We start from the raw sequence: 4,137 nt of genomic DNA, 5'->3' as shown, positions 1-4,137 counted from the left end.
CCTGCTGATGCAGTTGCAGCACCCGGCGGGCGGTACCCCGGTCGGTGCCGAGGTGGATTCGCAGGAGAGGCACGCCGGGAGAGTTGCCATCAGAGATCCGGATCCATTTGTAGGCGGCCGACGTCTGCAGCAAGTCACCGGTGTACACCCGGTGGGGTGACGAGCGCGGCGGGGTCGGTCAGTGGATGACGACGGGCGTCCTGACCTGCTCGCCCTGCGGGTCGTCGAGCTGCGCCGGCTGACGTCGGCGCGGCAGGAACGCCGCCGGGATGATCGTGAGCACGACCAGCGCGAACGCGACCCAGAACGTGCTCGCGAACGACTTGGCGGCGAAGTCCAACCCGCGCTCGATGATCGACGGGTCCACCGGCATCTGCTGGAGCAGCTCCGGCCGCTGCTGGGAGGCGATGGCCAGCCCGGCTTCGGTGATCGGCTTGCCGCTCTCGTCCACCAGGCCGGGGATCGGCCGGGAGCCGTTGAGCTCGTTGGTGAGGATCACCGACATCACGGCGGCGCCGACCGAACCGCCGATCTGCTGGAGGATGTTGACCAGCGTCGAGCCACGGGCCACCTCCTGTGCCTGCAACGTCCGCAGCGCCGACGTCATGATCGGCATCATCGTGCCGCCCATGCCCAGACCCATCACGAACAGCGAACCGCCGAGCAGCCAGTACGAGGTCTGCGGGTCGACCTGGGTGAAACCGAAGAACCCGACGACGATGAGCCCCAGCGCGAACGGGACGGTACGCCCGATCGGCACCCGGTCGGCCAACGTGCCGGCGATCGGCATGGTGATCATCGCGCCGATGCCCTGCGGGGCCATCAGCAGGCCGGCGGCCAGCGTCGACTCACCGCGCACCTGCAGGAAGTAGCTCGGGAACAGCAGGCCGGCGCCCATGAACGCGATGATGAACACGAACATCGTCACCGACGCGATGGTCAGACTGCGGTTGCGGAACAGCCGCAGGTCGAGCAGCGGGTGCCGGGGCTTGAACGAGTAGAGCACGAACGCCACCACCAGCGCGCCGCCGACCAGCATCGGGGCCCAGACCTTGGCCTCGGCGAAGGTGCCGGCCTCCGGCAGGGACGAGACGCCGTAGAGGAACAGCGCGAGACCCGGCGAGAGCATGAGCATGCCGACGAAGTCGAACGACTCGGACGGCTCGGGCGCGTCCTTCGGCAGCGCGACCTGCGCGTAGATCAGGGCGATCAGGCCGATCGGCAAGTTGATCAAGAAGATCCAGTGCCAGCTCGCGGTGTCGATCAGCCAACCACCGAGGATCGGACCGCCGATCGGCCCCAGAAGCATCGGGATGCCGAGGACGGCCATCAACCGACCGATCCGGTGCGGACCGGCCGCCCGGGTCATGATGGTCATGCCCAGCGGCATGAGCATGCCGCCACCGAGGCCCTGCAGGACCCGGTAACCGATCAGCTCGCCGATCGTGTCGGCCATGGCGCAGAGCCCCGACCCGATCGTGAACAGGGTAAGCGCCACCATGTAGAGCCGCTTGGTGCCGAACCGGTCCGCCGCCCACCCGCTGAGCGGGATCACGGTGGCGAGCGCAAGGGTGTAGGCCGTCATGGTCCAGGCGACGCGGGCGTAGGACGCGTCGAACTCACTCTGGAATTTGGGCAGCGCCACGCTGACCACCGTCACGTCGAGGATCGACATGATCGCGCCAAGGACGACGACGCCCGCCACCTTGAGCACCGCGGAGTCGAGTTTGTCCGATGTCGCGAGAGATTGCTGTGTCACTAACTCTCCTGAAGTCGATTGAGCCGGCCGACGGTGGGCGGTGGCGGCGATGCCGCGCCAACCGGGCGCGGGGCGCGACGTGCCAGGACGACGACGCGCGGAGGAAGACTAACCGCCCTCTGTGACGATCCGCCGCCGGATTTCGTGACGGACCGGCCGCGTATCCGATCGGCCGTGCGAACTGTGGCCGGACGTCGGGGTGGCAATCAGCCGGCACAGCCGCGAGCTGGTGCCCCCTGCGTAGCCGGCGCCGCCGCCCTCTTCGCGTCGGTGGCCGCGCGGGATCGGGGCGGCGGGCGGCCCAGATGCTGAGGCGTCACCGATGGCCGGCAGAGAACTAGCTGCTGCCCCGGCTGGCGTCGAGGGCAGCCTGCTCCACTCGCCGACGGTGGTCCCGCCACCATGACTCGTCCACGGGGGGCAGGTTGTCGTGCCTGGGCAGCAGGCCGGCCGTGCCGTCGATGAGTTCGCGCACGATGTCAGCGTGGCCGGCGTGCCGCTGGGTTTCCGCGATGACGTGGACCAGGACGTGGTGCAACGTGACCGCCGCATCGCCCCACCACGGCACGTGGCCTACGTCGTGCAGTGCGACTCACGGCCGCCCTTCAAGTAACTGAGCAGGTCCGCCTTCATCGCGGCACTATGACATCCGGTCGGGTGTCGGCGTTGCCCCGAGCAGTCCGCGAAGCTCATGATCGGCAATACACGCCACCCAGCTACGCCGCTGCTGGGGGCACGGCCAACCCGACGTGCCGGGCCCCAGCCAGGGATCGCGGAACCGTGGATGAACCGCACCTGGTTGGGGTTCGGCAGCGATGCGACGGTCGGTCCATGACACCTTCCACCTACACCGTTGCCGGCCACTGGATCGGTGGCGAGACCGTCACCGGCTCCGCCGGCACCCTTCCCGTCGTGAACCCGGCCACCGGCGAGGTCGTCGCCGAGACCCCGGCCGGCACCGCCGCCGACGTCGACCGCGCCGTCGCTGTCGCCCGAGCCGCCTTCCCGGCCTGGTCGGCGACCTCCCCGCGGCACCGGGCAGACGTGCTGCGCCGCCTCGGCGCCGGCCTCGCCGCCCGCACGGAGGAGATCGCCCAGGCGATCACCGCCGAGATGGGCTCTCCGATCGGCATGTCCCGGACCGCCCAGGTCGCGTTCCCGGCCGCCGTGGTCGAGTCCATCGCCGGCCTGGCCGACGACTTCACCTGGACCGAGGAGGTCGGCAACTCGCTCATCGTCCGCGAGCCGATCGGCGTGGTCGGCGCGATCACGCCGTGGAACTTTCCGCTTCAGCAGATCGTCTCCAAGCTGGCACCGGCTCTGCTCGCCGGCAACACGATGGTCTTCAAGCCGTCCGAGAACGCCCCGCTGACCGCGCGCATCCTCGCCGAGGTCGCCGCCGAGGCCGGCGTACCGTCGGGTGTTTTCAACGTGGTCTACGGCACCGGCGCGACCGTCGGCGAGGCGATCTCCGCCCACCCGGACATCGACATGATCTCGTTCACCGGCTCCACCCGGGCCGGACAGCGGATCTCCGCGGTGGCCGCGGCGACCGTCAAGCGGGTCGCGCTGGAGCTGGGCGGCAAGGGCGCGAACATCATCCTCGACGACGCCGACCTGCCCACCGCTGTCGAGCGGGGCGTGATGATGGCGTTCAGCAACGGCGGTCAGGTCTGCGGCGCGTGGCCACGGATGCTGGTGCCCGCCTCCCGTCAGGACGAGGTCGTGGCGTTGGCCGTCGAGGCCGCGAAGCAGTACACCGTCGGCGACCCGGGCGACGAGGCCACCCGGATCGGCCCAATGGCGTCCGAGGCCCACCGGCAGAAGGTCGTCGGCTACATCGAGCGGGGTACCACCGACGGCGCTCGGCTCGTGTTCGGCGGCCCGCAGCGGCCCGAGGGGCTGACCGTCGGGGCCTACGTCCAGCCGACGATCTTCGCTGACGTCGACCCGGCCTCCGCGATCGCCCAGGAGGAGATCTTCGGCCCGGTGCTGACGATCATCCCCTACGCCGACGAGGAGGAGGCCGTTGCCATCGCCAACGGCACGCTGTACGGCCTGACCAGCGGCGTCTTCGGTGAGCCGGAGCACGCCCTGGCGATCGCCCGGCGGCTGCGCGTGGGCCAGGTCGACGTGAACGACGGCCACTGGAATCCGCTCGCCCCCTTCGGCGGCTACAAGCACTCCGGCAACGGCCGCGAGTTCGGCCGCTTTGGGCTGGAGGAGTTCCTGGAGACCAAGTCCATCCAACGCTGACCGCCCCAGACGGCCCCGACCCACACCTGTCACCGAGGTCGCGTTCGCTGGCCGGGGTGAGGGTGGGCCCGGGGCTGACCGCCACCGCGCGGATGCCGTGGGGCGCACCTTCGAGGGCGAGC

Annotated in this window: 4 protein-coding genes; 2 read left to right on the top strand and 2 right to left on the bottom strand. The window is 70.1% G+C overall.

Features of this window, described 5'->3' with window-relative positions:
• Positions 1-178 precede the first annotated feature (178 nt).
• Positions 179-1,759, bottom strand: a complete 1,581-nt coding sequence (locus ABZ749_RS30690) for a DHA2 family efflux MFS transporter permease subunit (protein WP_357233871.1) — start codon at positions 1,757-1,759, stop codon at positions 179-181.
• A gap of 337 nt (positions 1,760-2,096) precedes the next feature.
• The gene (locus ABZ749_RS30685; RefSeq protein ID WP_357233873.1) at positions 2,097-2,297 is read right to left on the bottom strand and encodes a DUF664 domain-containing protein; all 201 of its coding nucleotides are present in this window, start codon (positions 2,295-2,297) and stop codon (positions 2,097-2,099) included.
• Here ABZ749_RS30685 and ABZ749_RS30680 point away from each other — a divergent pair.
• Entirely contained in the window at positions 2,244-2,372 is a 129-nt protein-coding gene (locus ABZ749_RS30680) for a hypothetical protein (protein WP_357233875.1), read from the top strand. The two genes, ABZ749_RS30685 and ABZ749_RS30680, sit on opposite strands and share 54 nt — an antisense overlap.
• A 218-nt stretch (positions 2,373-2,590) precedes the next feature.
• Complete coding sequence (locus ABZ749_RS30675) at positions 2,591-4,015, top strand: aldehyde dehydrogenase family protein (RefSeq protein WP_357233869.1); 1,425 nt, start codon at positions 2,591-2,593, stop codon at positions 4,013-4,015.
• Positions 4,016-4,137 lie beyond the last annotated feature (122 nt).

Source organism: Micromonospora sp. NPDC047753 (assembly GCF_040642735.1).
Taxonomy (GTDB): Bacteria; Actinomycetota; Actinomycetes; order Mycobacteriales; family Micromonosporaceae; genus Micromonospora.
Note: the sequence above shows the minus strand (reverse complement) of the source record. Positions and strands in the feature narration are given on the sequence as shown.